This is a genomic window from Ewingella sp. C233, assembly GCF_055407225.1.
Window position 1 is genome coordinate 1,796,753 of sequence record NZ_JBUZRI010000001.1, and the last position, 22,240, is coordinate 1,818,992.

Here is a 22,240-nt window from a genome sequence, read left to right on the forward strand (position 1 = left end):
TTTAGTTGCGTAACCACTCCTGATTCAGCGTAGGGGTATCGCCCAGATAATCCAGAAGCCACGCCAGCGCCGGAGACTGGTTACTCTGATCCCAGGTCAGGCAGCAGGCGCTTTCGGGAAATGCGGCAGCCAGCGTCAGCACACTCAATTTTTGATGTGATATCCAGTCTTCGACCAGATGCACGGGCATCATCCCCACGCACAGTCCTTCACACAGGCAGTCTATGGCGCAGGTCCAGTCGGGAACAACCAGACGTCGCTGATTGTTTAGCGTCCAGGTATCACGCTTAGGTAAGTTGCGCGACGTATCTTCGATACAAAGTGCCGGATAGGCACGCAGCTGTTCATCCACTAATGGCACAGTGAGCGCCGCCAGCGGATGGTCAGGGCTGACCACACAGTGCCAGTCCATAAACCCCATATCCCTGAAACTAAAACGCCCGCCGGTGGGCACAGCGCGTGTTGCGCCGATGGCGACATCCGCACGGCCATCCACCAGCGCGTCCCACACGCCGTTGAACACCTCGGAATGGATGATCAGTTCCGTATCGGGGAATGCCCGGTAGAAATCGGTAACCAGACGCCGCGACCTTTCCGGTTTCACAATGCGGTCTACCGCTACATTGAGTTGCCCACGCCAGCCATTCGCCACCTGCTGACACTGACGCCGTGTCGCTATCATTTTTTTGATAAGCAACCGAGCCTCTTCGACAAAAACCTGACCGGCGGCGGTCAACTCTACATCCCGATGACGCCTTTCAAACAGCGGTACTGCCAGCCATTGCTCCAGTTGGCGAACGGTGTAGCTTACCGCAGACGGAACACGATGCAGCTCTTGTGCCGCCGCACTGAAACTGCCGGTACGCGCCACGGCATCGACCACTTCTAAAGAATATTCTGACCACATCGCCCAGTCTCCCCACCTGCTTTCAATTTTTTTGATACAAGATTGCAAATATTAGCGTTTCACAAGCGGTAAGCCAAACCTTTACACTTCGCGCCTGAGACTTCCTGCACGTTGTGCCGCTGTTCAATAATTTTTCGCATAACAAACATCGCCAATAAAAAGAGAAAATCATGAAACCCTCCTTTGGATTTATGCTGTATCTGGCTGGCCTGAGCATGCTCGGCTTTTTAGCGACAGATATGTACCTTCCTGCGTTTAGCGCAATGCAAATCAGCCTGATGACTAGTCCGGGAATGATCAGCGCCAGCCTGAGTATTTTTCTCGGCGGATTCGCTATCGGACAATTGCTGTGGGGGCCGCTGTCAGACAAGCTCGGCCGCAGACCTGTGCTTATTGCCGGTCTGACGCTTTTCGCACTGGGCTGTCTGGGAATGATCTGGGTACAGAACATCTATTTGCTGCTGGCATTGCGTTTCCTGCAGGCCATTGGCGTATGTGCTGCTGCCGTCAGCTGGCAGGCGCTGGTCGTTGACCGTTACTCTGCGGACGTCGCCAAACGAACTTTCGCCACCATCATGCCGTTGGTGGCGTTATCGCCTGCGCTGGCACCCTTGCTAGGCGCCTGGGTCTTAAATCACTTCGATTGGGAAGCTATCTTCGCCCTGCTCTTGGCGATTGGCGTTCTGCTGTTAATTTGCTCACTCCGTATTCAGGAAACTAAAAAAACGGCGGGTCATCCTAAAACCAACCGCATCGGTTTTTTCAAACTGCTGGCATCGCCTGTATTCAGCGGTAACGTCATGATTTACGGCGCATGTTCTGCCGGATTTTTTGCCTGGCTGACGGGCTCACCTTTTATACTCAGTGACATGGGTTATACGCCAGGCGTTATCGGCCTGAGTTATGTTCCTCAGACTATCGCTTTCCTTGTGGGGGGGTTTGGTTGCCGCATGTTGATTAACAAGATTGACGGTAACCGTATTCTCCCGTGGCTGCTGGCCGGTTACGCACTGAGTGTCGTGGGACTTTATCTGGTGGCAACGCTTACCAGCGCAACGCTGACCACCTTACTAATCCCGTTTTGTCTAATGGCGCTGGTGAACGGTGCTTGTTATCCAATTGTTGTCGCGAACGCACTTATGCCATTTCCTGCTAATACAGGGAAGGCCGCTGCGTTGCAAAATACACTACAATTAGGTTTGTGCTTTTTTACCAGCCTGTTGGTCTCGGCATTCATTGCCCGGCCTTTGCTGGCCACGGTAACGGTTATGTTAGGAACGCTGGTACTGGTTGCGCTGGGTTTTGTGATGGTAAAAAAGAGTGCAAAACAGAATGATGCAGTGAAAGTGGCAGACAAAGAGGAACTGGCTCGCGGTTAACGGAATCATACTACCTAATCGTCATAATACCCTTACGTGACAGTCACTTAAAAAACATAATCGCCGCGCGCTATTTGTTATTGAGAATGCGCGCAGGCGAGTTTATACTCAATAAAACCTCTAAAAATAACATTTATACTAAGCTTTTATCACAAGTAACTTTCGTGCGCGGGCACTGCGTCACGTTTTATAAAAAAGGATTTTTCACCCCATACCGCCCAGGTTACGGGTGTTCTTCTGATTTCCTCTGTTCATAGTCGCATATCAGACAAGGCGGATTAACCGTCTGTTCTCATAATGACCTGCATAAATTGCTTTGGTTTTTTTCCGGCAGGTTAATAAGTCAGAAGAGAAAGTGATGGAGAAGCTATGAGTTCATCGTGTGTAGAAGATCTGAGTATTCAGGACAATCAGTGGTATCGCATCGTCAATGAAATGTTGGGAATGGCAGATGTACAGATCAACGGCACCCGCCCTTTCGACATTAAAGTCAAAAACCCTGATTTTTTTAAGCGCGTTTTACAGGAAGGCTCTTTGGGCCTGGGCGAAAGTTACATGGATGGCTGGTGGGAATGCGAACGACTGGATATTTTCTTCCAGCGCGTCCTGAATGCCGGTCTTGAAAGTAAACTTCCCCGACATTTTAAAGACACACTCCGCATCGCAGCCGCCCGGCTTACCAATCTTCAATCCAAAAAACGCGCCTGGATTGTAGGCAAAGAGCATTATGACCTGGGAAATGACCTCTTCAGTCTGATGCTTGACCCTTATATGCAATATTCTTGTGCCTACTGGAAAGACGCAATAACGCTTGAGCAGGCTCAGGAAGCAAAATTAAAAATGATTTGCGATAAGCTGCAACTAAAACCTGGCCTGCGCTTGCTGGATATTGGTTGCGGTTGGGGTGGTCTGTCGGAATACGCCGCCAAACATTACGGCGTCAGCGTCGTCGGCGTGACGATTTCGGCTGAGCAGCAAAAAATGGCTCAGGATCGCTGTAAAGATCTCGATGTGACCATTTTGCTGCAAGATTATCGCGATCTGAATGATCAGTTTGACCGGATTGTTTCGGTAGGGATGTTTGAGCATGTCGGGCCGAAGAATTACCAGACTTACTTCGACGTAGTAAAACGCAATATCAAGCCAGACGGTTTGTTCCTGCTTCATACCATTGGCTCGAATAAATCGGATTTAAGCGTCGATCCTTGGATCGATAAATATATCTTCCCTAATGGCTGTTTGCCCTCTATCAAACAGATCGCGCAGACGACCGAATCCCTGTTTGTAATGGAAGACTGGCACAATATTGGCGCGGACTATGACCGCACCCTGATGGCGTGGCTGGAGCGTTTCCTGCAGGCATGGCCGACATTGGCGGATAAATACTCGGACCGCTTCGAGCGCATGTTCACGTACTATCTGAATGCCTGTGCCGGTGCTTTCCGCGCCCGCGATATTCAGTTGTGGCAGGTATTGTTCAGCCCGCAGGGTGTGGAAGGTGGAATTCGCGTACCGCGTTAATACAACAGCGATATCGACATAAAAAAGCCGGACAGTCTTCTGCCCGGCTTTTGTTTTTACGCGGTGTAAAATCCTGAAGGTCTATTTCTCTTGCTGCTCAACCATTGCCTGAGCGGTGGCGATGGCCGCTTCACGGCTGGCTAACACGCGCTCGACCGTATCGACAATGGCCTGCGTTTGCGGATCGATTTCAATATTTATTTTATCGCCCAAACGCTTGGCTCCCAGAGTGGTTCGCTGCAAAGTTTCGGGGATCAGATGCACACAGAAACGGGTTTTGGTTACCTCTCCCACGGTGAGGCTAATTCCATCGATGCCGATGAACCCTTTATGTAATACATATTTCATCAAATCTTCATGTGGCATACGGAACCAGATTTGGCGGTTATTTTCTGATGTAAGAATTTTTGCCACTTCTGCCGTACATATAATGTGCCCGGACATCAGGTGCCCGCCAATTTCGTCATCAAAACGGGCAGCGCGTTCCAGATTCACCTGCGAACCGGGTTGTAAATCACCCAGATTAGTCAGGCGAAGCGTCTCTTTCACCAAGTCAAAACTGACCAGGTCACCTTTCACCTCGGTGACTGTCAGACAACAACCATTGTGCGACACCGAAGCACCCAGCTCCAGATTATCGAGCATGTGTGCAGGCATCTGCACAACGTGGGTGCGAAAATTAGGTTTTTCATCGATGGACACTAACGTTCCTGTGCCCTGAACAATACCGGTAAACATAGGCCATGCCTCATTCATTTTTGTGCAGTAAAGCATCTGCAGTGTATTTCGTTTCTGCCTGCCAGTTTGCCGCAGATTTATTAGAAAGCCAAATCAATGAGGGCAGAATATCAGCAACTGAAAAGAGGACAAAACGTAACTCGCCATTAACAGCTTTGATTGCTTAAAAAGTCTGACGATGTACAATCTTTGGGTTATTTTCCGCTATTTTAGCGTCACGCCCTGCGTGGCGTTTTTTATTCAAAACATGAAAGGTGTATGCGTGCAGAAGTACCTTACAGAAGCGCGTGTGTTATTAGCTCTCGCGATCCCCGTTATCCTGGCCCAAATTGCGCAAACGTCCATGGGCGTGGTCGATACAATTATGGCCGGTGGCGTCAGTGCGACTGACATGGCCGCGGTCGCCGTCGGAACCTCGATTTGGTTACCGGCAATCTTGTTTGGGCACGGCCTGTTACTCGCCCTCACCCCGACCGTCGCACAGCTCAACGGCGCAGGCCGACGCGATAAAATTGCCCATCAGATCCAGCAGGGCTTCTGGCTGGCATCCGGTGTCTCGGTGCTGATTATCGCCGTATTGTATCACTGCGACCAGATTATCGGGCTGATGCACAATATTGACCCGCAGCTCAAAGCCAAAGCCATTGGCTACCTTCATGCCATCATGTGGGGTGCGCCTGGCTATCTGTTTTTCCAAGTGCTGCGCGTGCAGTGCGAAGGTTTGTCTAAAACCAAACCGGGTATGGTCTTCGGCTTTATCGGACTGCTGGTGAACATTCCGGTTAACTATATTTTCATCTATGGCAAATTTGGCGCTCCCGCATTGGGTGGTGTAGGTTGCGGTGTTGCCACCGGTACGGTGTATTGGGTGATGTTCCTGATGATGCGCTTTTACGTGAAACGCGCGTACTTCATGAAAGACATTGTTGCTCCCACCCAATTTGCCAAACCTGACTGGGTGACATTAAAACGTTTGATCGGTTTGGGCTTACCTATCGGTCTGGCACTGTTTTTCGAAGTCACGCTGTTTGCCATCGTTGCCCTGCTGGTCTCGCCATTAGGCATTGTCGCAGTGGCCAGTCATCAGATAGCGTTGAGTCTGGGTTCGGTCATGTTTGTGATCCCACTGTCATTAGGCATGGCAAGTACCATTCGTGTGGGTTCAAAGCTGGGCGAGTCATCAATAGAGGGGGCTAAGGTTGCTGCCTACACCAGTATTTTTACCGGTATCGTCATCGCCTGCATCAGTGCATCGCTTTCCGTTATTTTCCGCACACACATTGCCGGCTTATACAATGACACCCCTGAAGTCATCGCACTGGCTTCAAGCCTGATGTTACTCGCGGCGGTTTACCAGATTTCTGACGCTATCCAGGTCATTGGTACGGGTGTGTTACGTGGATATAAAGATACCCGCTCCATCTTCTATATTACGTTTGTGGCCTATTGGGTCCTGGGTTTGCCTGTGGGTTACACGTTGGGATTGACCAACTACGTCGTCCCGGCGATGGGCCCCAGCGGCTTCTGGTGGGGCTTTATATTAGGTCTGACCTTCGCCGCGGTGATGGTGATGCTGCGTATCCGTTGGATCCAAAAACAACCGTCATTCACAATTTTGGAGAATGCCGGACGTTAGCAGTGATTTTTCGCCGCCGGAAACTTTTTATCCGGCGGCGAAGATTTTTGTCATTAATGTTCAAAAAATCAACGCAGTGAACATTCACGCATCACTCAGTCACAATATAACGGCAAAATGTTTTTTTTCCCTTGCCAGCCATCCGGTAGGTCGTTAATATTCGTCCCCGCTGCCGCACTGGCAGACAGAATGCGATGCGTCCGTAGCTCAGTTGGTTAGAGCACCACCTTGACATGGTGGGGGTCGATGGTTCGAGTCCATTCGGACGCACCAAAATTCTGCAAAGTTCTACGCAGTACGTTTTATCCGATGTGCGTCCGTAGCTCAGTTGGTTAGAGCACCACCTTGACATGGTGGGGGTCGATGGTTCGAGTCCATTCGGACGCACCAGATAAAATAATCCCACTCTTTCTGTCTCACTTTCCGTTTCCTGAAATCTATATCGCGCACGCACATAAATTTAGCTTCGCTATTTATCCCCTTTTGATACTTCGCTATCCATATAACTTATTGGTCATTTTACGCAGACTTCATGCCCATTTTGGTCATTTGCGCAACTAACGCCGCAGAGTTACCCTAAGCTTGCGCAGCATCATGTTTTTTATTTTGTTTCCCGCCGCTTAGCCCTTATAATACGTACCGTCTCTTCGATTGAATGGTCTCAGCCCCTTGATCTGTCGATATCGTCCCTATAAAAGCATGACCTCATACGAAACGATGAATAATCGTACAGATCGCCACGTCTTGGCTGAACTTTACACACCCTTTATTCTCCAGTCGCCTACGCTTAAGAGTGTTTTGTTACAATCCGGCACCAACCCAATTCCTCGCAGGCAGCCGTGCTGTCAGGCGAACTCATTTCCAATCCATCACAACTTGTAGATAAAATCGTCATGAAAAAGACTAAAATCGTTTGTACCATCGGACCAAAAACTGAATCCGAAGAAATGCTGACCAAACTGCTTGATGCAGGCATGAACGTTATGCGTTTGAACTTCTCTCACGGTGATTACGAAGAGCACGGTCAGCGCATCAAAAACATCCGTAATGTCATGGCTAAAACCGGTCATAAAGCAGGCATCCTGCTGGACACCAAAGGCCCTGAAATCCGCACCATGAAACTGGAAGGCGGCGTTGACGCTTCTCTCGTTGCTGGCCAGACCTACACCTTCACAACCGACCAGTCAGTGATTGGGAACACCACCCGCGTTGCTGTGACCTATGCTGGCTTCGCTGCTGACCTGAAAATCGGCAACACCATTCTGGTTGATGACGGCCTGATCGGCATGGAAGTGACCGAAGTTTCAGAAACTGAAGTGACATGCAAAGTTCTGAACAACGGCGACCTTGGTGAAAACAAAGGCGTTAACTTGCCGGGCGTTTCCATCGCTCTGCCAGCGCTGGCTGAAAAAGACAAACGCGACCTGATCTTCGGTTGTGAGCAAGGCGTTGACTTCGTTGCGGCTTCCTTTATCCGTAAGCGTTCTGACGTGCTGGAAATCCGTGAGCATCTGAAAGCCCACGGTGGCGAACATATCCAGATCATCTCTAAAATTGAGAATCAGGAAGGCCTGAACAACTTCGACGAAATCCTTGAAGCCTCTGACGGCATCATGGTTGCTCGTGGAGACCTGGGTGTTGAAATCCCGGTTGAAGAAGTGATCTTCGCGCAGAAGATGATGATCGAGAAATGTAACCGTGCACGCAAAGTCGTTATTACCGCGACTCAGATGCTCGATTCCATGATCAAGAACCCACGCCCTACCCGTGCTGAAGCTGGCGACGTTGCTAACGCCATCATCGACGGTACCGATGCCGTGATGCTGTCTGGTGAAAGTGCTAAGGGTAAATACCCGCTGGAAGCTGTGACCATCATGGCAACCATCTGTGCGCGTACAGACCGCGTGATGGAAAGCCGTATTGATGGTCAGAATGACAACCGTAAACTGCGTATCACCGAAGCAGTTTGCCGCGGTGCCGTTGAAACGGCTGAGAAACTGGATGCGCCTCTGATCGTGGTTGCGACCAACGGCGGTAAATCAGCTAAAGCTGTTCGTAAATACTTCCCGCACGCCACGATTCTTGCCCTGACCACCAATGAAGTGACCGCACGTCAGCTGATCCTGACCAAAGGCGTGATCACTCAGCTGGTTAAAGAAATCGCCTCTACAGACGACTTCTATCGCATCGGTAAAGAAGCGGCTCTGGAAAGTGGTTTGGCCCAGAAAGGCGACGTTGTAGTGATGGTTTCAGGCGCCCTGGTACAAAGTGGCACCACCAATACTGCATCGGTACACGTTGTTTAATTAAAACGTGACATCGTTTTTGATCCAAACGCCGCACATTGCGGCGTTTTTTTTAGCTACGCTTTGGTAAATCCCAAAATAATCCGCAAATTGGTTAACAAATAAATGAGAGAAGTCTCATGGAATCCAGCTGTTTTCGCTACAATTTTTAACTTATTTGCAAAAAAAGATGCTTCTTTGAGCGAACGATCAAAATAAAGCGTTTGCGAGCAAAAATTTATTCTCATTAGAAAAAGGTTTGTGTAATACTTGTAACGCTACATGGAGATTAACTTAATCTAGAGGGTTTTATAATGAATCGCACTAAACTGGTACTGGGCGCTGTGATCTTGGCTTCAACTATGCTGGCTGGTTGTTCAAGCAATGCTAAAATCGACCAACTGTCTTCAGACGTTTCTACTCTGAACTCTAAAGTTGACCAACTGAGCAACGACGTGAACGCAATCCGTTCTGACGTTCAGGCAGCTAAAGACGACGCAGCACGCGCTAACCAACGTCTTGACAACCAAGCACACGCTTACAAGAAGTAATATTACTTCTTTAGCTAAATGGCGCACTCAGTGCGCCATTTTTTTACCTGAATTTTGCTGTTCCCTTCTGCACCTCGTTCACCTCCAGCGACGCCTTATTCTAAGCATCCTACACAGCCTCCCTACTCTACAGATGTAAAAAAGGAGCGGTAACCCGCCCCTCTGGTTTAAACCTTACTCAAACGCACACAGAGCCATTATTGGTTATCAGCAGTCTCATAAGGTTTCTGTACCGTATTTTCTGTCGTTTGTGGCGCTGCGACCAGAGGAGGTGCATCCGTCGCCTCCACACCTTTGCTGACAACCACCGGCATACCGGAACGGCGCTCAATTGCCTGTTTCACGACATCATCATCGGTCTCTTTATTCATAACGAACTTCTTCGCAGAAGCCGTCAGTGGAATAGGCTTGGTCTGCGGATCGTCTTTCTCGGTATGGGACAGCGGCTGGTGTACTTCTATGTAGCGTTTTCCATCCGGTTCAACGTCAAATTTGATGGGCTGGTTGACTATCTGCACACGCGTCCCTTTCGGCACCATATTAAACAACGCTTCAATGTCATCCGGGCGCAAACGGATACAGCCCGAGCTCACACGCATTCCGATACCAAAATTGGCATTGGTGCCGTGGATAAGATATTGCCCGGTCCCGGCAGAGAGGCGCATTGCGAACAGCCCCATCGGGTTCTCAGGACCCGCAGGCACCATCCCCGGCAGCTTCACGCCATCCTTCAGATACGCTTTACGGATATTGGCCGTTGGAGTCCACGTCGGGTTGGGGATTTTCTGGCTGACGGAGGTGACCATTTCCGGCGTATTGCGCCCAAGCTGACCAATACCTATCGGCAGAACAATCACCTTGTTCTCACCTTTCGGATAGTAATAAAGACGCAGCTCCGCCAGGTTCACCACAATGCCTTCACGCTTGGTATCCGGCAGCAGCATTTGGGAAGGGATGGTCAGCACGGTGCCTGGCTTAGGCAGATAAGGGTCAGTGCCCGGATTTGCTTCCAGCATGCCAATCAAACCAATCTGGTATTTCGCCGCAACGGCTTCCAGTGGCAACCCGTCATTAGGAACGACGTACGTCGTGTTCTCACCAATCAGACGGCTGTTGTCCGGCGGGAGTGGATATTCTGCTGCACTTGCGGTTATGGAATGCGTTGCCATCAGGGTGCCAACTAACATCGCCAGAAGGGGTAAGGTGCGTCTCATACTCAGTCCTTTTTCAGCCTGCCCTCAGACAATCTGAGGAAAGACAATCATCGTGTTTGTTAATACTAGCAGCATGGAATTCTGTGGCAATCAAACCACAGGAAATCAGAAAGTTACCTGCTGTAAATGCCAGTAAAACAGGCGGGGATAGTGAATTGAAAAATCAGGAGTAAACAGCAAACGGGCGAGAAAAAGAGGAGAAGTTGCGTTGCTCATTAGCAGAACATTCCTAATGAGCAACGAAGAGATTAACGCAGATTCAGTTCAGTTGCTGAGCATTGGCACGGATAGCACGGATCATGGCTTCCAGCCCCTGCGAGCGGGAAGGCGTCAGATGCTGACTCAGTTCCAGCTGCGTAAAGAATGGGCGGACGTCAAGCGCCACTACATCCTGCGCCGTCAGCCCCTGATAGAGACTGAAAACAATCGCCAGCAAACCTTTGACGATGGCGGCATCACTGTCACCGTGGAAGCTCAGCTGCCCGTTCTCACCGGCCTGCATGACAATCCACACCTGGCTTTGGCAGCCAGAAATCAGGTTTTTATCCTGACGGTATTCTTCGGTAAGCGGCGCCAGCTGCCCACCCAGTTCAATTACGTAAAGGTATTTTTCTTCCCAGTTCGGGCACCGGGAGAAGTTTTTAACTAATTTATCTTTATCTGGCAAAGCCATAAAACAGGTCCTGATAATGGCCTATCGGTTAACCCAACAGCCGGTGAATGCGTTGCAGCCCTGCGACCAGACGGTCGACTTCTTCCCGGGTATTGTACATCGCGAGCGATGCGCGGCACATGGCCGGAACGCCGTAAAATGACATCAATGGCATCGCACAGTGATGTCCGGTACGAATGGCGATCCCATATTGGTCCAGGAAGCTGCCCACATCATAAGCGTGATGCTTGCCGAGATTAAAGGCAATGACGCCGGAACGGATGGCCGGACCGTAAATGACAATATCCGGGACCTGCGCCATAGCTTCAAGCGCATAGCTCATCAGTGACTGTTCGTAGTCATGAATTTGCGCAATACCAAGGCTGCTGACATAACTCATCGCCGCGCCAAGCCCCATGATACCGGCTGTATTCGGCGTACCCGCTTCGAAACGCCAAGGCGGCGCAGCAAAGGTCGTCCCTTCGGTCAGGCTCACGTGTTTGATCATAGAGCCGCCGCCTTCCCACGGTGGCATCTGTTCCAACAACGCTTTTTTACCGTAAAGGATCCCGATACCGGAAGGCCCGTACAGCTTGTGTCCGGACCAGACGTAGAAATCGCAATCCAGCGCCTGAACGTCCACGCTATAGTGCATTACTGCCTGCGCGCCATCCACCAGCACCGTCAGCCCCGCGGCTTTCGCCTGAGGAATGATTGTCTCGATCGGATTGACCGTACCCAGCACATTGGAAACATGCGCCAGCGCCAGCAATTTGGTGCGTGGCGTGATCAGCGTTTCCAGCTCAGAAAGATCCAGCTCGCCGTTTGGCGTCAGATGCCAGACGTCGATATGCAAATCACGCTCTTTCGCCAGCATCTGCCAGGGCACGATGTTCGCGTGGTGCTCCATCTCGGTGATAATAATGCGGTCACCGGCGTGCAGCGCAGTTCGCCCAAAGGTATTGGCGACCAGATTAATGGCTTCGGTTGAGCCCTTAACAAAAACGATTTCTTCGGCGGAGGACGCATTGATAAACTGCGCAGCCTGTGTGCGAACGTTTTCCATCTGCTCAGTGGCTTCAGCGCTTAAGGTATGAATGCCGCGGTGAACCGCAGCATAACCATGCTCATAGAACTCGAGCTCACGCTCAATTACCTGACGGGGTTTCTGCGCGCTGGCCGCGCTGTCAAGGTAGGCCAGAGGCTGGCCGTTAACTTCACGGCTCAGCAGAGGGAAATCGCTACGAACTCTTTCCAGGGGAAAACTCATTACTCACCTCGATTTAGTCGGCCAGCAATACGGGCAATGACTACATCGCGCAGGGTTTCATTTTTAATCGCTTCAGTCAGCTCGGCGGCAAAAGCAAAAATAATCATGTGCTGAGCATCCTGACCGCTGATGCCACGTGCGCGCAGGTAGAAAAGCTGTTCGTCATCAATACGGCCAACGGTCGCACCGTGACTGCATTTCACGTCATCGGCATAGATTTCCAGCTGTGGCTTGGTGTCCACTTCGGCCTGTTTGCTAAGCAACAGGTTGTTGTTGGTCATCTTGCCGTCAGTTTTCAATGCGTGTTTCGCCACTTTAATCATGCCGTTAAACACGGCTTTGGCGCGGTCACGTACGATCACTTTATGCAGCTGGTTGCTGTTGCAGTAACCTTTATTATGTTCAAGGTAAGTACGGGTATCCGCAATTTCTGCATCGACCGGCAGCACCAGACTGTTGATATCCAGATTGCTGTTTTCGCCGTTCAGCTGCGCACTGGTGTTATTACGGGTCAGACCCGCGCCCAGTAGGAAACTGTGGCTGGCAACGCGCGCGTCACGGCCAATTACCAAATCATTGTGCGAGAAATGGAAGCTCGCCTGACTTTCGAAGGCCAGTTTATAATGGGTGAAATCCGCGTTATCGCCGACGTTTACCGTCAGGCGTGCACCGGTAAAGTGCCCTTTCTCACCGAGCGTGACGTAATGCTCAATGACTTCTGCATTCGCGCCGTTTTCAATGTTCAGGTGGTAGCGATGGTGAACGGTATTGATTTCACGCGCCCGCTCACGCCCACTGCTGATGTGCAGCAGATAAAGCGGTTTCTCCGCCTGTTTACCGGCAGGTAAACGGACAGACAGACCGTCCTGCGCCAGACTTTCAGTCAGATGCAAGAAAACTTCAGACTCAATCGGCTCCGGCAGCGTCTGCTGCACCGAAGGGCTGAGGTTCTCAATTTCAAAGGCACCCGTCTGACTGTCGCTGAGATCAGCATCGAAGCGACCATCAACAAACACCAGGCGATAAGATTCAACCGGCAGCGCAACCGCGTTCAGCTCATCAACAGATAACGCATGAAGCTGCGGTGCAAAAAACTGGTTACCGAGCAAGGACGAAACCGGGGTGTATTTCCAGTTTTCCAGCTTGGCATTCGGGAAACCGATGCGTAAAACCTGCTGCCAGTGAGCATGTGCATGTGCTGAAAGCTCACCGCCTGCGCTTTCGAACAGACGATACAACTGCTGCATGGCGTGCGAACTGCCCGCCGCAGGGACATTACTCTTCGTCTGTAAGCCAGCCATAACCCTGCTCCTCTAACTGTTTAACCAAGGTGAAATCGCCGGATTTAACAATGCGGCCCTGCCACAGAACGTGCACGTAGTCAGGCTTGATGTAGTCGAGGATACGCTGGTAGTGGGTCACAATAACGAATGAACGTTTGCCGTCGCGTAAAGAGTTCACGCCGTCAGAAACGATTTTCAGCGCATCGATGTCCAGACCGGAGTCGGTTTCATCAAGAATGCACAAGTTAGGCTCAAGGGCAGCCATCTGAAGAATGTCGTTACGTTTTTTCTCACCGCCGGAGAAGCCGACGTTGACGGAACGGGTCAACAAGTCTGCCGGCATTTTCAGCATGGCAATTTTTTCTTCGATGAAATCAGCAAAGTCAAAACGATCCATCGGTGCCTGGCCGCGGTATTTGCGTACGGCGTTAACGGCAGTTTGCAGGAAGAAATGGTTGGTGACGCCAGGGATCTCTACCGGGTACTGAAAGGCCATAAATACGCCCTCGCCTGCCCGGTCTTCCGGAGCGAGATCCAGTAAATCTTTACCGTTGAATTGCACGGTACCGTCGGTAACTTCGTAGTCCTCGCGTCCGGCCAGCGTCGCGGAAAGCGTACTTTTACCTGAGCCGTTTGGGCCCATAATGGCGTGCACTTCCCCAGGCTTGATCTCCAGATCAAGTCCCTTAAGAATTTCCTTTTCTTCGACACGGACCTTTAAATTCTTGATGCTTAACATACGTATCCTTGAGTTTGCGCCTGAGCGCTCATAATTCTGTGGTTCTTACTGTGTCAGTTCTTTAAGACTCCTGCCGCGCCCGGATTTTTACGGGAAAGAAACGCAGGCGTACGCAGGAAAAGGCGTCAGGATTTTGTTAACAATTATCCAACGCTGTGCTCAAGGCTGATGGCCAGAAGTTTTTGCGCTTCAACAGCGAACTCCAGCGGCAGCTCGGAAAAGACGTCTTTACAGAAACCATTAACAATCATTGAGATGGCATCATCTTCGCTGATACCGCGTTGTAAGCAGTAGAACAGCTGATCGTCACCAATTTTCGAGGTGGTGGCTTCATGCTCAAGCTGGGCAGTATTGTTGCGCACTTCCACATAAGGGAAGGTATGCGCCGCGCTGTCCGGGCCGATAAGCATGGAGTCACACTGGGTAAAGTTACGGGCGTTTTCTGCAGACGGCAGAATTTTTACCAAACCGCGATAACTGTTCTGGCTGTGACCGGCGGAAATACCTTTGGAAATAATGGTCGACTTGGTGTTTTTACCAATGTGGATCATCTTGGTGCCAGTATCCGCCTGCTGCTGGCCGCTGGTCAGCGCCACAGAGAAGAATTCACCGATTGAGTTATCACCTTTAAGGATGACGCTCGGGTATTTCCAGGTGATCGCAGAACCCGTTTCAGACTGCGTCCAGGACATTTTGGAACCTGCCCCTTCACACAGTGCACGTTTAGTGACGAAGTTCAGGATCCCACCGGTGCTGTCTTTGCTGCCGGAGAACCAGTTCTGCACAGTGGAATATTTCACTTCAGCATCTTTGTGCAAAATGACTTCAACCACTGCCGCATGAAGCTGATAGGTGTCGCGCACCGGCGCTGAACAGCCTTCGATGTAGCTGACGTAACTGCCTTCATCGGCAATCAGAATAGTACGTTCGAACTGACCGGTTTTCGCCGCATTGATGCGGAAATAGGTCGACAGTTCCATCGGGCAGCGTACGCCTTTCGGAACATAAACGAAGGTGCCATCAGAGGCCACAGCAGCATTCAACGCCGCAAAGAAGTTATCTTGGGCAGGCACAACCGTACCGAGATATTTGCGCACCAAATCCGGGTATTCGTGAATGGCTTCACCGAATGAGCAGAAAATAACGCCAGATTCAGCCAGTTTTTCACGGTATGTCGTGGAGACAGACACGGAGTCAAAAATGGCATCGACCGCCACTTCCCTGCCTTCACGCACCGGAACACCTAACTGCTCAAAGGCTTTTTCCACCTCACTGGTCAGGTAGTTTTTACCTTCAGGCACAGGGACACCGTGCGCATGTGCTGGCGACTCTTGTGTTGCACCGGGCTGCGAGCCGCAAGTGTCATCACAACTGCCGCAGGAAGGCGCTGAGTAGTAGCTGTAATCCTGATAATCCAGCGGCGTGTAATACGCTTTCAGCCAGTGTGGTTCTTCCATTTTCAGCCAAGCATGGTAAGCCTGCAGACGGAACTCCAGCATCCACTCAGGCTCATTGCGCTTCGCGGAAATGGCACGTACTACATCTTCGTTGATGCCAGATGCTAATTCATCGGTTGCCAGTTGAGTGAAGAACCCTTCCTTGTATTTCGCTCCCTCACCGACCCAAGACTGCACATCGTCTGGAATTTCTACGTTGCTTCGTGACATGTTGGTTACATCGCTTCGTTTACAATAATGTTAGACACCAAAGCTTTCGCCACACCCGCAGGCATGCTGAGCTTTAGGATTATTGAATTTAAATATTTGATTCAGCCCTTCACGGACAAAATCCACCTCGGTACCATCGATGAAAGGCATGGCTTTCAACGGAATAAATAACTTCGCGCCATCATGCTCAAACACCACGTCATCACTGGCGGGTTGCTTGGTCAGGTCCAGCACGTAGGCAAAACCGGCACAGCCGGACTGCTTCACAGAGAGCTGTAGTCCCTTCACCTCAGGATCCTGAGTTATCAACGTTTTTACCTGCTTCGCAGCAGAGTCAGTCAACGTCACGCCTTGCCAAATATTCTCATCTAAAGAGAACGTGCCGACAGTTTCAGTTTGCATCTGTCCTACCTCATCGTTTCAGGGTCATAGACCAGACCTATTGTGCCTATTCTAGTGATAACCTATATCACTTCAACCTCTTGTTTTAAGAGGGTATAGCGATTTCGCGTGAGGTGAGTCACTCAACGCCTGCGCTTTTTAAGGCCGGCCGCTGGCGGGTCTTTAACACCGCAGCCATCAACACATTGAATAAGTTGTCAATTTTTTGTTAAAAAAAGTGAATGCCCCACGGCAGCCGCGAGACAAATAGTCTTCCTGATAACTATTATAAAACATTCATCGGAAATACCTATTTATGAATTCGTCCATTTATAGTCAGGAAATGCCTTTTTTTGCCTCATTTCCACACTAAATTAATGGGTATTGCCGCTGATAACCCCGCCGAAAAAAAAGCCGACGCTGCGATTGATCCCTCGCTTATTTGCCAATATGATAGATTCTTAAATTGATAATGGTTATCATTCAAAATTCGGACTGACGCGAATGGCTCAATCTGTTAATGCGTGGCTGCAAAGTAAAATCGACGAATACAAATTTACTATTCGCGATGCCACCGTAGACTTTTATATGACGGAAGCCGCACTGCGCCGGGAAGATGCTGACATCAGCCAGCTCAAGCGCTTCAACACGCACTGCCTCGACATGGCCAATATATGTCTGCAAAATGGCGATGATCACAGTTACCTGCACGCCCTGTGCAAGCTGCATAACCGCCTTATTCTTGAGATCAACACGCCGCATCGTAATGAGCTGTTTCGCGTGCAGAGTTACCACTTTGCCCGTCATACGCTGAAACTGATTTGTCACTATTATGCCATGCTGGGCATCTGGGACAAAGCGACAGCCTTTCAGACTGACTTCGTTAAACGCGTTCCTTTCCAGCTTTAACCAAATTTCAACAAATTAGCTGCAACTCGCCGCAAAAATAAAAAAACGGAAGCACTGAAAATGCTTCCGTCTTGTCCTTACGTTCTGATCAAAAGCCGGTGACGGTTTAGATATCAATCACCATTGTCGTCAACCGTGAAATGCAGCACAGCTTTTCCTGCTCGTCGAAAATTTCAATTTGCCAGACCTGATTACGACGCCCTGTATGTAAAGCCCGGCACACTCCTTTCACGTAACCCCGGGTAGCGGCCCGCAGATGGTTGGCATTGATCTCAACCCCGACAATTTGCTGTTCCCCGCGGGTACATAAATAACCAGCCATCGACCCCATTGATTCTGCCAGTACCACCGATGCACCGCCGTGCAGCAGGCCAAACGGCTGTGTCGTACGCGAGTCAACCGGCATGGTCGCTTCAAGGTAATCTTCACCCAGCACTGTAAACTCAATCCCGACGTGCGCGACCATACACCCCTGACTGTATTGATTAAGCGCTTCGAGTGTGGTCTCTCTTTTCCAAAAAGCCATCTGCTGCTCCTGCAACCTTTAAGGGATCAATTCCAGTAATGCTTGTAAAGGATGGCGTAAGCCATTGCCTTCAATCCGTTTTACCTGACTGCGGCATGAATACCCCGTTGCCAAACAGCGCTGGCGCGGCAGACGCTGTAAGGATTGGTGCCACGACAGTTCATAAATACCGAGCGAGTTTTGAATGTTTTTACTTTCGTGACCATATGTCCCGGCCATACCGCAACAGCCGACACTCACATTCTCAAGTTTGGCACCGTAGCGTGCGAAAATGTCAATCCACTGCTTGCTGCTGCCCGGCAGCGCCGTGCTTTCGGTGCAATGTCCGAATAGATACCAGGACTCGCCGCTTTGCTGCTGTGCCGGCAATTCATTCAGCAGCTTATCCAGCCATTCATGCACCAGCTGTACTTCGAATGACCCGCGCGTTGCACCCAGAATCTCTTTATATTCGTCGCGATAGCAGAGCACCAGCGCGGGATCGACGCCCACCAGCGGCATCCCAAGCTGAGCCACGCGGTTAAGAAACAGGGAGGTCTTTTTAGCCGTTTTGGCGAACCGCTGCAGGAAGCCTTTAATGTGCTGAGCTTTGCCGTTCGGTGAGAACGGCAGCAGAACAGGTTTTCGCCCCAGCTTCTCCACCAGACGGACGAAATCGGCCACCACCTGCGCGTCGTAATAACTGGTAAAGGGATCTTGAACAATCAGTACATAGTTACTGCGCTGGGCCGGATTGATTTTTTCCAGCTGCTCAAGTGTCATCGTCGTCGCACTGTGACCGAGTAATTGCTGACGCAGCGTCGGGGTCGACAGCAACGGCAGGTCAACCATGCCGATACTTTTGCGGCTCATCTCCCTCACCCAGGGCTGACTAAAGAAGAAGTTGAACACCTTCGGTGCTTTAGCCATCAGCGGCGTATAACTTTCGACGCCTGCCACCAAATAGTCACGCGCTGGGCGCAGATAACGGGTGTGATACAGCTGCAGAAAGCGCGAGCGGAAGCCCGGTACATCGATTTTAATCGGACACTGCGTCGAGCACGCCTTACACGCCAGACAGCCTGACATCGCCTCTTTCACTTCATGGGAAAAGTCGTACTCGCCTTTATTGGCATACCATGTGTTACGGGTACGATCTATCAGTGACCGGAAGCTCATCTTCTGCTGCGGTAGCACACTTTCCAGCGCCAGCGGATCCACGCCCTGTTCCGAAAGCAGACGCAACCATTCCCTTACCAGACCAGCACGGCCTTTTGGCGAGTGAATGCGGCTGCCGGTAATTTTCATCGACGGACACATCGGACTTTTTACATCGAAGTTAAAACAGAGACCGTTGCCGTTACACTCCATGGCACCACGAAATGACTGGCGAACCTCCAGCGGAATACGCCTGTCCAGCGTGCCGCGCTTTTCAGCGTCCACTTTCATCATCGGTTCATCACAGTCTAGCGGCGCGCAGATTTTGCCCGGATTGAGCCGGTTATCGGGATCAAAAACAGATTTGATACGGCGAAGCTCATTGAACAGCGTTTCGCCAAAGAAAGCCGGACTGTATTCAGCGCGGAAACCTTTACCGTGTTCTCCCCATAACAGACCACCGTATTTGGCCGTGAGTGCCACAACCTGATCAGAAATCTGTTTAAGCAAGACTTCCTGCCGAGGGTCACACATATCTAGCGCCGGGCGCACATGCAGCACGCCTGCGTCGACGTGCCCGAACATGCCATAGCTGAGGTGATGACTGTCCAGCAGTGCGCGAAACTCCACAATATAGTCAGCCAGAAATTCCGGTGGTACGCAGGTGTCTTCCGCAAAGGGCAGCGGCTTCGCCTGACCTTTTGCATTGCCCAGCAGGCCCACGGCTTTTTTACGCATATTGTAAATACGCTCAATGCCCGGCAAGTCAGCACAAATCTGATAACCGATCACACCGCCTTCGCCATCACTGATCAAACCATCAAGGCGTTCACACAGAGCTTCAAGCTGGCGTTCAATCAGTTCACCGTCGTCTCCGGCAAATTCAACGATATTCAAACCCTGCATGTCCTTACCGGGAACATCGGTAATGTAATCACACACTGTGTGCCAGACGATATCTTCGCGGGCCAGATTCAGCACTTTCGAATCAACCGTCTCCACCGACAACGCCTTTGCTTCAACCATAAAGGGTGCATTACGCAAAGCTGAGTTGAACGAATCGTACTTAATATTCACCAGCCGCCGTACTTTCGGAATAGGAATAATATTGAGCCGCGCTTCCGTGATAAAGGCCAGCGAACCCTCGGAACCGGTGAGAATGCGGCTCAGGTTAAAGGTTTGCAGGTCATCGCTTAGCACGTGGCGCAGATCATAACCGGTGAGGAAACGGTTAAGTTTGGGGAATTTTTCGATAACCAGCGCGCGATTATCGCGGCAACTGTCGAGCACCGTCCGGTAAATACGGCCGATGACCGAATCTTCTTCACCGAGTTTATCGGCCAGCTCTGTCGGCATCGCCGTCGTATCGAGCATATCACCGCCAATCACAATGGCGCGTAATCCCAACACGTGGTCGGAAGTTTTTCCGTAGACCAGAGAACCCTGACCCGAGGCGTCGGTATTAATCATCCCGCCAAGCGTCGCCCGGTTACTGGTGGAGAGTTCCGGAGAGAAGAAATAACCCAGCGGACGCAGATAATCATTGAGCTGGTCCTTAATGACGCCCGCTTCAACTTTTACCCAACCCTGATCAACGTTGACGTCCAGAATACGGTTCATATGACGGGACATATCCACCACAATTCCGCGGTTGAGCGACTGTCCGTTGGTGCCTGTACCGCCACCGCGTGGCGTAAATACCAGCGAACGGAAGCGCTCCTGCCCGGCCAGCCGTGCCAGCAGAGCAACATCAGAGGTGGCTTTTGGAAACAGCACGGCATCAGGCAAGAGCTGATACACGCTGTTATCGGTCGCCATGGTTAACCGGTCGGCATAGGTTGTTGTAACATCACCCGTAAACCCGTCTTTCTTTAAGGCTTCCAAAAAATCGAGCACCAGCTGAATAATGCCAGGTGCCTGTGAAATCTGTGGGATCATTTATTTTGACTCTGTCTTTGTTGTTGTTTGCCGGGCCCTGTTCTTTACCCAATATAAAAACTAACATACTTCGTTTTCCAGCGCTTCGTCTGAGTGTGGTCAGTTATCTCCTGAACTTCATCAGTATGAAAAAACTCGCGCTGGCTGATAACAAAAAGTGCGGCGTGCTGTCCAAAAATGGCGAAATGCACCATGCTTACCAACATCATGACCTGCAAAAATTGAAAGCGTTATTCAGGCACATTGCCCTGTTTTACTAAGAGAACGAAGAATGAATCTCCCGATTAAACGTTATGATTTGCCTCAGATTATGTTCGGGGTGTTATTTATCGCCCTGATGACCGTCGCCAGTATTTGGATTGTTCAGCCTTTTATTTTAGGTTTTGCTTGGGCGGGCATGGTGGTGATCGCCACTTGGCCTTTAATGATCAAACTGCAAAGGTTGCTTTGGGGTAAACGTTTCCTGGCGGTGATCGTGATGACACTGCTGCTTATTCTGCTGTTTGTTCTGCCTATTGCGTTGCTGGTGAGCAGCGCCATTGAGAACGGCGCCCCCCTGGTACAACTGGCCGGCAACCCGTCAAGCCTGCATATGCCCGACTTCCAGTGGCTGCGTTCGATTCCTCTGGTCGGCCATAAGCTATATAGCGGCTGGCATTCTATGATTAACGGTGGCGGCAATGCGTTAATGACCAAAGTGCAGCCCTACGTCGGACAAACCGCCTCATGGTTCCTGATTCAGGCCGGTCATCTGGGACGCTTTATTGTTCACTGTTCGCTGATGCTCTTATTCAGCGCCCTGCTCTACAGCCGTGGTGAACAGGTCGGAATGGGTATCCGCCACTTTGCTGTGCGTCTGGCTGCCGAGCGCGGCGACGCTGCCGTTATTCTGGCCGGTCAGGCGATCCGTGCGGTCGCACTGGGTGTTGTGGTGACCGCCATTGTTCAGTCAGTATTGGGGGGGATCGGTCTGGCTCTCGCCGGTATTCCTTATGCAACGGTGCTGACCGTAGTGATGTTTGTCTGCTGCGTGGCGCAAATCGGTCCTTTACTGGTGCTTATTCCCGCCATCATCTGGTTGTACTGGACCGGTGATAATACCTGGGGCACGGTGCTGCTGGTGTGGAGCTGCGTGGTAGGGTCGCTCGACAGCGTACTTCGCCCAGTGCTCATCCGTATGGGTGCAGATTTACCAATGTTACTGATCCTCTCCGGGGTTATCGGTGGTCTGTTTGCCTTCGGCATGATTGGCCTGTTTATTGGCCCGGTTGTGCTGGCAGTCTCTTACCGCCTGATTTCACTGTGGGTCAATGAGGCGCCCGAACCTGAGCACGATATTCATCAGGTTGCCCGGTCCCTCGAAGAATAAACCTTAACCACGCTGCCTGTCATAACGACGCCGCATTTCGCAGACAGGCAGCATAATATTGCCGCTCTCAGTATCCCCCTCTCCTTACACTCCTGCGTTTAAGATCACCGCTTTCCTCTTTTGATAAACTTCATTAAT

Annotated in this window: 19 protein-coding genes and 2 tRNA genes; 10 read left to right on the forward strand and 11 right to left on the reverse strand. The window is 50.8% G+C overall.

Translation table 11 applies throughout. The features are described from left to right. Nucleotide 1: 1 nt before the first annotated feature. A complete protein-coding gene (punR, locus tag ACZRKO_RS08130; protein ID WP_463736703.1) occupies nucleotides 2-907 on the reverse strand; it encodes a DNA-binding transcriptional activator PunR in 906 nt (301 codons plus the stop codon). Nucleotides 908-1,077: 170 nt separating this feature from the next. Here punR and punC point away from each other — a divergent pair, with 170 nt between their 5' ends. Together punC and cfa are read left to right on the forward strand one after the other, a co-directional pair. Next, nucleotides 1,078-2,286, forward strand: coding sequence for a purine nucleoside transporter PunC (gene punC / locus ACZRKO_RS08135; protein ID WP_463736704.1), 1,209 nt, complete (start codon nucleotides 1,078-1,080; stop codon nucleotides 2,284-2,286). Nucleotides 2,287-2,655: 369 nt separating this feature from the next. Beyond that, nucleotides 2,656-3,807 carry a cyclopropane fatty acyl phospholipid synthase gene (gene cfa / locus ACZRKO_RS08140; protein WP_463736705.1) on the forward strand — a complete coding sequence of 384 codons (1,152 nt, stop codon included), beginning with the start codon at nucleotides 2,656-2,658 and terminating at the stop codon, nucleotides 3,805-3,807. Between the two features lie 81 nt (nucleotides 3,808-3,888). Here cfa and ACZRKO_RS08145 read toward each other — a convergent pair whose 3' ends face one another. Further along, entirely contained in the window at nucleotides 3,889-4,545 is a 657-nt protein-coding gene (locus ACZRKO_RS08145; protein ID WP_463736706.1) for a riboflavin synthase subunit alpha, read from the reverse strand. A gap of 262 nt (nucleotides 4,546-4,807) precedes the next feature. Between ACZRKO_RS08145 and ACZRKO_RS08150 the strand changes: the two genes are divergently transcribed. The 5 genes from ACZRKO_RS08150 (at nucleotide 4,808) to ACZRKO_RS08170 (ending at nucleotide 9,017) form a co-directional block, all read left to right on the forward strand. After that, nucleotides 4,808-6,181, forward strand: a complete 1,374-nt coding sequence (locus tag ACZRKO_RS08150) for an MATE family efflux transporter (RefSeq protein WP_463736707.1) — start codon at nucleotides 4,808-4,810, stop codon at nucleotides 6,179-6,181. A gap of 196 nt (nucleotides 6,182-6,377) precedes the next feature. Continuing rightward, nucleotides 6,378-6,454: transfer RNA gene (locus ACZRKO_RS08155), tRNA-Val, on the forward strand. Nucleotides 6,455-6,494: 40 nt separating this feature from the next. After that, nucleotides 6,495-6,571: transfer RNA gene (locus ACZRKO_RS08160), tRNA-Val, on the forward strand. 503 nt (nucleotides 6,572-7,074) lie between these two features. Then, entirely contained in the window at nucleotides 7,075-8,487 is a 1,413-nt protein-coding gene (gene pykF / locus ACZRKO_RS08165) for a pyruvate kinase PykF (RefSeq protein WP_463736708.1), read from the forward strand. A gap of 293 nt (nucleotides 8,488-8,780) precedes the next feature. Continuing rightward, on the forward strand, nucleotides 8,781-9,017 hold the full coding sequence (locus ACZRKO_RS08170) for a major outer membrane lipoprotein (RefSeq protein ID WP_013576093.1): 237 nt from the start codon (nucleotides 8,781-8,783) through the stop codon (nucleotides 9,015-9,017). A gap of 197 nt (nucleotides 9,018-9,214) precedes the next feature. Here ACZRKO_RS08170 and ACZRKO_RS08175 read toward each other — a convergent pair whose 3' ends face one another. From ACZRKO_RS08175 to sufA, 7 genes are all read right to left on the reverse strand, one after another. Beyond that, on the reverse strand, nucleotides 9,215-10,231 hold the full coding sequence (locus tag ACZRKO_RS08175) for a L,D-transpeptidase family protein (RefSeq protein ID WP_463736709.1): 1,017 nt from the start codon (nucleotides 10,229-10,231) through the stop codon (nucleotides 9,215-9,217). Nucleotides 10,232-10,490: 259 nt separating this feature from the next. After that, complete coding sequence (sufE, locus tag ACZRKO_RS08180) at nucleotides 10,491-10,904, reverse strand: cysteine desulfuration protein SufE (protein WP_463736710.1); 414 nt, start codon at nucleotides 10,902-10,904, stop codon at nucleotides 10,491-10,493. Between the two features lie 28 nt (nucleotides 10,905-10,932). Next, nucleotides 10,933-12,153, reverse strand: a complete 1,221-nt coding sequence (gene sufS / locus ACZRKO_RS08185) for a cysteine desulfurase SufS (RefSeq protein ID WP_463736711.1) — start codon at nucleotides 12,151-12,153, stop codon at nucleotides 10,933-10,935. Continuing rightward, nucleotides 12,153-13,454, reverse strand: coding sequence for a Fe-S cluster assembly protein SufD (gene sufD / locus ACZRKO_RS08190; protein WP_463736712.1), 1,302 nt, complete (start codon nucleotides 13,452-13,454; stop codon nucleotides 12,153-12,155). Before sufD ends, sufS begins: the two co-directional genes overlap by 1 nt. Then, nucleotides 13,429-14,175 (reverse strand): Fe-S cluster assembly ATPase SufC, encoded by a 747-nt coding sequence (gene sufC, locus ACZRKO_RS08195; protein WP_463736713.1) that lies wholly within the window; start codon nucleotides 14,173-14,175, stop codon nucleotides 13,429-13,431. Before sufC ends, sufD begins: the two co-directional genes overlap by 26 nt. Before the next feature lie 143 nt (nucleotides 14,176-14,318). Beyond that, complete coding sequence (sufB, locus tag ACZRKO_RS08200) at nucleotides 14,319-15,842, reverse strand: Fe-S cluster assembly protein SufB (RefSeq protein ID WP_463736714.1); 1,524 nt, start codon at nucleotides 15,840-15,842, stop codon at nucleotides 14,319-14,321. Nucleotides 15,843-15,872: 30 nt separating this feature from the next. Next, nucleotides 15,873-16,244, reverse strand: a complete 372-nt coding sequence (gene sufA, locus ACZRKO_RS08205) for a Fe-S cluster assembly scaffold SufA (protein ID WP_463736715.1) — start codon at nucleotides 16,242-16,244, stop codon at nucleotides 15,873-15,875. 483 nt (nucleotides 16,245-16,727) lie between these two features. Here sufA and ACZRKO_RS08210 point away from each other — a divergent pair, with 483 nt between their 5' ends. Continuing rightward, nucleotides 16,728-17,132, forward strand: coding sequence for a hypothetical protein (locus tag ACZRKO_RS08210; protein ID WP_463736716.1), 405 nt, complete (start codon nucleotides 16,728-16,730; stop codon nucleotides 17,130-17,132). Between the two features lie 106 nt (nucleotides 17,133-17,238). Here ACZRKO_RS08210 and ACZRKO_RS08215 read toward each other — a convergent pair whose 3' ends face one another. Then, nucleotides 17,239-17,658: a hotdog fold thioesterase gene (locus ACZRKO_RS08215; protein WP_463736717.1), complete on the reverse strand. Its 420-nt coding sequence runs from the start codon at nucleotides 17,656-17,658 to the stop codon at nucleotides 17,239-17,241. Between the two features lie 18 nt (nucleotides 17,659-17,676). Continuing rightward, entirely contained in the window at nucleotides 17,677-20,733 is a 3,057-nt protein-coding gene (ydiJ, locus tag ACZRKO_RS08220) for a D-2-hydroxyglutarate dehydrogenase YdiJ (protein ID WP_463736718.1), read from the reverse strand. Between the two features lie 125 nt (nucleotides 20,734-20,858). On the opposite strand from ydiJ, the gene ACZRKO_RS08225 reads away from it, so the two are divergent. Together ACZRKO_RS08225 and ydiK are read left to right on the forward strand one after the other, a co-directional pair. Then, the gene (locus ACZRKO_RS08225) at nucleotides 20,859-20,993 is read left to right on the forward strand and encodes a hypothetical protein (RefSeq protein ID WP_463736719.1); all 135 of its coding nucleotides are present in this window, start codon (nucleotides 20,859-20,861) and stop codon (nucleotides 20,991-20,993) included. Nucleotides 20,994-21,004: 11 nt separating this feature from the next. Then, nucleotides 21,005-22,102, forward strand: a complete 1,098-nt coding sequence (ydiK, locus tag ACZRKO_RS08230; protein WP_463736720.1) for an AI-2E family transporter YdiK — start codon at nucleotides 21,005-21,007, stop codon at nucleotides 22,100-22,102. Nucleotides 22,103-22,240: the final 138 nt, after the last annotated feature.

Excerpts from the sequence above, each read along its gene's own strand:
- sufC (WP_463736713.1), bottom strand. The coding sequence starts at position 14,175 with ATGTTAAGCATCAAGAATTTAAAGGTCCGTGTCGAAGAAAAGGAAATT.
- ACZRKO_RS08145 (WP_463736706.1), bottom strand. The coding sequence starts at position 4,545 with ATGTTTACCGGTATTGTTCAGGGCACAGGAACGTTAGTGTCCATCGAT.
- ydiK (WP_463736720.1), top strand. The coding sequence starts at position 21,005 with ATGAATCTCCCGATTAAACGTTATGATTTGCCTCAGATTATGTTCGGG.
- sufE (WP_463736710.1), bottom strand. The coding sequence starts at position 10,904 with ATGGCTTTGCCAGATAAAGATAAATTAGTTAAAAACTTCTCCCGGTGC.
- punC (WP_463736704.1), top strand. The coding sequence starts at position 1,078 with ATGAAACCCTCCTTTGGATTTATGCTGTATCTGGCTGGCCTGAGCATG.
- sufS (WP_463736711.1), bottom strand. The coding sequence starts at position 12,153 with ATGAGTTTTCCCCTGGAAAGAGTTCGTAGCGATTTCCCTCTGCTGAGC.
- ACZRKO_RS08215 (WP_463736717.1), bottom strand. The coding sequence starts at position 17,658 with ATGGCTTTTTGGAAAAGAGAGACCACACTCGAAGCGCTTAATCAATAC.
- ACZRKO_RS08225 (WP_463736719.1), top strand. The coding sequence starts at position 20,859 with ATGAAAAAACTCGCGCTGGCTGATAACAAAAAGTGCGGCGTGCTGTCC.
- ACZRKO_RS08175 (WP_463736709.1), bottom strand. The coding sequence starts at position 10,231 with ATGAGACGCACCTTACCCCTTCTGGCGATGTTAGTTGGCACCCTGATG.
- ACZRKO_RS08170 (WP_013576093.1), top strand. The coding sequence starts at position 8,781 with ATGAATCGCACTAAACTGGTACTGGGCGCTGTGATCTTGGCTTCAACT.
- sufA (WP_463736715.1), bottom strand. The coding sequence starts at position 16,244 with ATGCAAACTGAAACTGTCGGCACGTTCTCTTTAGATGAGAATATTTGG.
- ydiJ (WP_463736718.1), bottom strand. The coding sequence starts at position 20,733 with ATGATCCCACAGATTTCACAGGCACCTGGCATTATTCAGCTGGTGCTC.
- ACZRKO_RS08210 (WP_463736716.1), top strand. The coding sequence starts at position 16,728 with ATGGCTCAATCTGTTAATGCGTGGCTGCAAAGTAAAATCGACGAATAC.
- cfa (WP_463736705.1), top strand. The coding sequence starts at position 2,656 with ATGAGTTCATCGTGTGTAGAAGATCTGAGTATTCAGGACAATCAGTGG.
- sufB (WP_463736714.1), bottom strand. The coding sequence starts at position 15,842 with ATGTCACGAAGCAACGTAGAAATTCCAGACGATGTGCAGTCTTGGGTC.
- punR (WP_463736703.1), bottom strand. The coding sequence starts at position 907 with ATGTGGTCAGAATATTCTTTAGAAGTGGTCGATGCCGTGGCGCGTACC.
- pykF (WP_463736708.1), top strand. The coding sequence starts at position 7,075 with ATGAAAAAGACTAAAATCGTTTGTACCATCGGACCAAAAACTGAATCC.
- sufD (WP_463736712.1), bottom strand. The coding sequence starts at position 13,454 with ATGGCTGGCTTACAGACGAAGAGTAATGTCCCTGCGGCGGGCAGTTCG.